The sequence below is a fragment of the Acinetobacter sp. ANC_7553 genome (genome assembly GCF_056779895.1).
This window is the reverse complement of sequence record NZ_JBWYIV010000028.1, coordinates 1-6,308: the sequence shown is the minus strand read 5'-3', so window position 1 is coordinate 6,308 and position 6,308 is coordinate 1. Positions and strand designations below refer to the sequence as shown.

Sequence of the window (6,308 nt, the reverse complement as noted above, 5' to 3'; positions counted from 1 at the left end):
GGCAATACTTAAGGGATGTTGATTTTGAATCAGCGACCCTTAGGGAAAGTATTGCCGAAACTCTCTCAACGTTCACCATCAGCCCGAGCAAAGCGAGGGATGTGGGGACGTTGAAAGAGAGTTGAGAGCATTTTGTTTTACAAGATTTATGCCAATACTTCCTAGAGTTTATATACCGCGTCAATTGATTTAATTTTCATATAACAACTTTGTCCATTTTTAAATAAGCAAGGATACACAGATACCCCTATTTAACTTCGTTAAACAGTGATATTCTGTGACCTTGATCAGGGGCTTCACCCCCGATACCCCCGAAAAGCTTTAAATCGAAAAATCAAAGATTTTCCAATTTAAAGCTTACAAGAGCCAAAGCAGGTTAGATTGAGATGTTAGGATCTGAACAACAAGAAAATAAGAAAGGTAAAGCAGTTCGAGAACGAACTTTTAAAGTTAGACTTTCAGAATCAGAGTATCAATTACTTGATTCCAATAATCCTTATGGCTCGATTGCAAAGTTACTTCGACAAGCAGCTATAGAGAAAGCAACAAAAACTCATAACTTAAAAGCAGCTGATGATCAAAAAATTGAAGCAACTAAGGTTGTTGAATCTTCTTATACCAAGACAGAGCGAGCTTTAATTTTAGAACTTGGTCGAATTGGTAATAATGTGAATCAGATTGCCAAAGCAGTAAATACAGATATTGCGGGTACTGGTGCTTTCGATAAAGTGAAGTTACTTCATTTACTGATTTCAATTGATCAACAGCTTCGGGAGTTACGTCCAGATGATCGTTGATTTTTTTCGGCATGGTTCAGGTTTATCAAAAGGTTGTTTTGATTATTTATTGGGTGAGGACCGAGAGCGTGAACATGCACAAGTGCTTAGTGGTGATGTAGAGCTGACAGCACAATTGATTGATAGCAGTCCTTTTGCCAAAAAATATACCAGTGGTTGTTTATCCTTTTATGAGCATGATTTAAGTGACCAGGATAAGCAGCAGATTATGCAAGATTTTGAGAAGTGTCTTTTCCCTGGCTTAGAGAAAGATCAATATCAGATTTTATGGGTACAGCACCAAGATAAGGTGAATAAGGACACTGGAAAGACAAGGCTTGAACTTAATTTTGTGATTCCTAATGTTGAGCTTTCAACAGGAAAAAGACTACAGCCATTTTATGCACCGGTTGATTTAGATCGAGTGGATCTCTTTAAGCAGATTACTAATACAAAGCATTCACTGTATGACCCTGATGATCCTGAACATAAACAATTATTTTTAAATAAAAAGAACCTACCCAAAGACGTTAAGGATTTTAAAGAGCAGTTACACCAACGAGTCTATCGGGCTGTTGCCAATGGCGATGTTGCTGATCGGCAAGAATTAGTGCAATGGCTTGAATCGAATCAAATCAAAGTTACTCGACAAACTCAAAAATCTATATCTATAGAAAACCCATATGAGGATGCAAAGCGTCCTATCCGTTTAACTGGTGAAATTTATGAGCAAGGCTTTAGAGCTACTGGCGAATATAGACAAGAAGTACAACGACGAATTGCAGAATACAGAGAAACAACTGGCGAAAGGTATCGAGCAAACGTCACAGCTTATCAAAGACAGCTTGAGCACAAGAGCCAATATCACAGCGACCGCTATTCAAGAAGCGGACGAGAAAATAGCCCAGAGTATCCAAAACAACGCCCAGACGGTCGAGAAGCAACTAAGCCAGTATCAGGGCTTGCTGCAATCGAAATTGAGCCATTTAACGCAATTAAACGAGAAGATACAGAGCCAAGAGCAGCAGGCCCAGAATCAAGCCATACAGAAAAAACTTACCATTTTGAATATGGGGCTGATTTCAGCAGTAGTTATTCTGCTTATAGCGATTTTCTCACTTGGTTTTATCACCAAAAACAAGTACAGCGAGATACAAACTCTAAATACCGTGATCAACGAGAAAGAAATGAGGGTCGATCACCTGAACAAATCAGGGGGCAGTCTGAATATCAGTACATGCAAGAACCCATCGAACAACAAGCAACGCCTATGCATTCAGATCAACAAGAAGGCAGGGGAATGGCAGAATGGTTACATGATTCCAATGGGGTACTAAACGATGACCGAATTAGAAACACAGTTATTGAGAATCATCGAAGATCAACAGCTGCAATTGAAGCAACAACAGCAAGAGCAAGAAACAGCATTGCAACTGATTCAACAACAATCAGCGACTATCGAAGAGTTAAAGAGCTACACGCAGACTTTAAACGAGAAGCACAGCGAAGCAGTTACGATAGTGCGGAAATATCAGCAGATCGTGCGAAATCTATCAGAACAGACTATTTCTCCAAATTTTTCTCAAAAACTACAAGAGTACTTGAACTCTCAGCTGCAAGAACATTTGAGGGAGTTAGTGATGAGTTTGAGTATAGATTCAGAAGTGAAGCAGATAATTCGCAAAGAGCTACCAGTTTTAGCTCAGATAGAGATAGAGCAGCAATTGAAGCCGATGACGGAACAAATTACAGAGAGAATGCGTTCAGTAGAGCGGTATCAACAAAAATTAGCGGAATTAATCCAGCAGGTATCTTCACGGCTTTAGATCAGCTTGAGCAGCGTAGAGAGTTGGAACGAAAGCAATCGCGTAAAAGTGACAGAGGGTATGACGGCCCATCTTTTTAATACTGGATTTCTATCTACACCCAATAATAATAAGAATATTATTATTATTATTATTATTATTATTATTGGGTAATAGAACAGAAAGTATCTAAATAAGAGTAGATTATTAGATAGAAGGGATTAGAATAGTTAAAGTAGCTACTTTGGTGAGATTTTATAATGCAAGTTATTACAGCAAAAGATGCAAAATTACGCTTTGGCGAATTGCTCGATACTATGCAACGTGAGCCAGTCTTAGTGACTAAAAATAAACGCCCTGTTGGTGTCTTCTTATCCCTGAAAGATGTAAAAGGCACTCACTTAGAAAGCCTTTTTGATATCCAGGGCGATGATTATGAAGATTGGGAAAAAGAGAAAATTATAGAAGCCTTAAACACTCTGAACTCTCACCCATCAGAAACTATCGCGATGAAGAATGTTCATGCTACAGCGATGCAAAAAGCACGGGAATTAGTAGCGAGCCGTAACAAATGAGTTATGACGTTTCCTATTTGCCTCAAGCAGAACAAGATTTAATTGAAATTTTAGCGTATGGCATCGAAAACTGGGGTGAAAAGTTAGCTGAAAGTATGTATTTGAAGATTACTGAACAGTTAGCAACACTCTATTTTTCGCCAAATCGTACTAAAAGAAAGGGAAGCCTAGGAACAAGAGAAATGCTTATTTCTGATAGCCCATACCGTGCCATTATTCAAATTGATGAAGAAACCAAGCAAGTTTTTATTTTAAGGATCTTGCATACTGCTAGAAACATTTAACTTCAAAAATTCCACGAGGGAGAGCACAGTACAGCCAATCATACCGAGTAGATCAATCGCAAGGTCAAAGAAATGAGCAAGATCACAATCAATAACTAAGAATTTCTAGAGAGAATCTCAACTGTGTGACCAACGCGTAGCAGAACTTGCGCGAAACATCAGAGATATTGAAAAAAATATCGTCCAGATAAAAGAACGGCAAAAGGAAATGGACAAGCCACAACCTAAACAAGACCGTGGCATGAGTTGGGGGATGTGATTGTTTTAGTGCTAATAAATTGTTTCAAATTCAGTCAATAAAAGTAGCTTTTTTGATTTATTGTTAAAACACAATAATTTTACCAAAAGTTAAAAATATGAAGAACCTAAAAAAGTTTCCTTTACTTCTTATTTCTGTACTATCTGTTCATACTTTTGCAAATGATACAAATATTGTTGCTGAAGCAGAAGCACTAGCAATAGATGCAAAATTTTATGCAGCATCATATGGGGTTCCTTATGATGAGGCTGTTAGACGGCTGATCTTGATGCATGGAGCCAACACTACAATATCTAATATTAGAAATGACGTAAAAAATAATCTTCAAGGGATCTATTTTGATAATAGTAAGAATGATTTTGGCTTGAAGGTGAATGTAGCAAGCTATCCTCAGAATATACCCAAAGTATTAAGTATAAAACCTCAATCATCTCAAGTAGTTCAACGTATTTTATCAAATACAGGTAATACTGCTTTAAGAAAACAGTTTAACGTAAGCGATACTGATATTCGAACAGTTGCTAATCAGTACTCTCAACCTTTAACTGCAGCGATTAGTTTTAATAAGCAAATTTATAAAACAAAAGATGAACGATTAAAGAATATTTCATCGAAACGACAACAGTTAAAAACAGCACTGCCTAACTTAACACTTGTTTATGATGATGAGAAAACAGGCGGAGCAAAAGTATATGTGAAGTCTGATAATGGTAACTCTAAGCAAGTTGCTGAGAGAATCCTTAATGTTCCTGTAGATGTAATTGTAGTTCCTTACTCATCTCGTGTTGCTACAAGAGGAGGCTCTCCTTTACTAGCAACAGCTCCAGCATCTGTTAAGGGACAAATTGCCTGTTTTAGTGGTTTTATAGGTAAGCGAAATGGTGTATTAGGAATTATAACAGCTGGACACTGCGCATCTGTGGGGCAGTTTTCACAATATGAATATTCAGATCGTGATGGCACTAAATATATAATTCCTCTTTTATCAGCATCTCAACCAATTACTAGCGGCTGGCGAGATGACTCAGTAGCAGATTTAGGTTTTTTACCAGCAGGAACTAGCTCCGCACAAGCTGCAAAAGCAGAGTTTTATGCTGACTCAAGTGTTAACTATAGAAAATTGACAGCAACAAAATCTCGTGCTGGAACAGCATGGGATAATGGTACTGTGAATGGTGCATATATTTGTCATTTAGGAAAAACGGGTGAATATGCAACTACGCTTACTCAAAGTTGTGGTGAAGTAGATAGTATCAATGGCTCTAATATGGATGGAAATGGCAATACATTTGTAATTGTTAAAAATACAAATGGCAATGCTGGTCATCCTCATACGACAGGACAGGGTTCACTGCGATGTTATCATGGGGATAGTGGAAGCCCATGGTTTGCACTTACAACAGGTTATGGAATTATGCATGGTTGTGCGTGGCAAGGTGCAGATTCATCAACCCCTGTAACAATTGCCACATATACAAGCCTTGATTATTTAAACTCTATAGGAACCACAATTGTTACACAGTAAAAAATATAGTTTAACAGCCATAGTAATAACTGTTTTTATATTACTGGGCTGTGTTTCAGAGCCTGTAAAAGTAAATAGTCTTAAACCTAAAAATGACGTTGAGTTACTTACATACAAGACCAAAATCACAAATGGTTCTAGACTTACTTTTGCTGGAGGTATTATTAAAGTTATAGATCATTGTGTCTATTTGGACACTGGGGCAAATAATATTCCAATTATTTTTCCCGATGAATTTAGATGGGATCGTGGTTTTATTACTAATGGAAAGCTTAAGTTAAAAAATGAACAAGATGTAAGAATAAATGGTCATATGATAATGGTGGATAATTCAACTTTGTCATCTTTGGGTATTTCAGATAACTATTGTTTAAGTAGTATTAAAAGAGCTTGGCTATATAGCAACTAAACTAGTTTATATACTTTTATAAAGAAAAAGCCCAATAACTCTTGCAAGTTATTGGGCTTTTCCATTAAATTCAGTGGGTACAGTTATTTGATGCTTGCAACATCAATTAACGAAAGATCGGCAGAGCTTGCAACTCATACTGATATTCACCTTAAAGGCTAGTACCACTATCTATTTTAAAGAATTAGAACAGTTTGACAAGCCTCAATTTGAAGTCCTTCGTTAATTCAGCAGTTTAAATCATCAAATAAGCACCTAACGGTCGAGCTTTATCTACTTCTGTGCGCCCTTTTTAAAGGAAGATATGCGGTGCATGTGGAGGGAATAAGTGTCACTGGTGCATCGTAGCGATAGTCGTAAGGCTAAACCGCTTACAGGGGATCTCACATAGGCGGAGCGTTGGAAGTAGTTGTATAGGTTGGTTAAGTTGCATGTTGGAGCAATCCTCGCAGAGATACCACCATACTTCGACAGGGAGCGCGTGGGAGAAGGTGCAAAACCTTTAGTCCTTGTCTGCATGGTCAGCAAAACCATGTGCGGATACGACCGATGCGTGGCTCCGTCAGCCCAATTACAGGTTAATCGGCAATACTTAAGGGATGTTGATTTTGAATCAGCGACCCTTAGGGAAAGTATTGCCGAAACTCTCTCAACGTTCACCATCAGCCCGAGCAA

Annotated in this window: 6 protein-coding genes; all 6 read left to right on the top strand. The window is 37.9% G+C overall.

Going from position 1 to position 6,308, the window contains the following annotated elements; genetic code table 11:
* Window positions 1-386: 386 nt before the first annotated feature.
* The 6 genes from AC1M9I_RS14370 (at window position 387) to AC1M9I_RS14345 (ending at window position 5,633) form a co-directional block, all read left to right on the top strand.
* Window positions 387-797, top strand: a complete 411-nt coding sequence (locus tag AC1M9I_RS14370) for a MobC family plasmid mobilization relaxosome protein (protein WP_481611197.1) — start codon at window positions 387-389, stop codon at window positions 795-797.
* The gene (locus AC1M9I_RS14365; RefSeq protein ID WP_481611196.1) at window positions 787-2,682 is read left to right on the top strand and encodes a relaxase family protein; all 1,896 of its coding nucleotides are present in this window, start codon (window positions 787-789) and stop codon (window positions 2,680-2,682) included. The genes AC1M9I_RS14370 and AC1M9I_RS14365 overlap by 11 nt, the downstream gene beginning before the upstream one ends.
* Window positions 2,683-2,841: 159 nt before the next feature.
* Window positions 2,842-3,156, top strand: a complete 315-nt coding sequence (locus AC1M9I_RS14360; RefSeq protein WP_481611195.1) for a type II toxin-antitoxin system Phd/YefM family antitoxin — start codon at window positions 2,842-2,844, stop codon at window positions 3,154-3,156.
* Window positions 3,153-3,440 carry a type II toxin-antitoxin system RelE/ParE family toxin gene (locus tag AC1M9I_RS14355; protein ID WP_481611194.1) on the top strand — a complete coding sequence of 96 codons (288 nt, stop codon included), beginning with the start codon at window positions 3,153-3,155 and terminating at the stop codon, window positions 3,438-3,440. Before AC1M9I_RS14360 ends, AC1M9I_RS14355 begins: the two co-directional genes overlap by 4 nt.
* A gap of 356 nt (window positions 3,441-3,796) precedes the next feature.
* Window positions 3,797-5,224 (top strand): chymotrypsin family serine protease, encoded by a 1,428-nt coding sequence (locus tag AC1M9I_RS14350; protein ID WP_481611193.1) that lies wholly within the window; start codon window positions 3,797-3,799, stop codon window positions 5,222-5,224.
* Window positions 5,211-5,633 (top strand): hypothetical protein, encoded by a 423-nt coding sequence (locus AC1M9I_RS14345; RefSeq protein WP_481611192.1) that lies wholly within the window; start codon window positions 5,211-5,213, stop codon window positions 5,631-5,633. Before AC1M9I_RS14350 ends, AC1M9I_RS14345 begins: the two co-directional genes overlap by 14 nt.
* Window positions 5,634-6,308 lie beyond the last annotated feature (675 nt).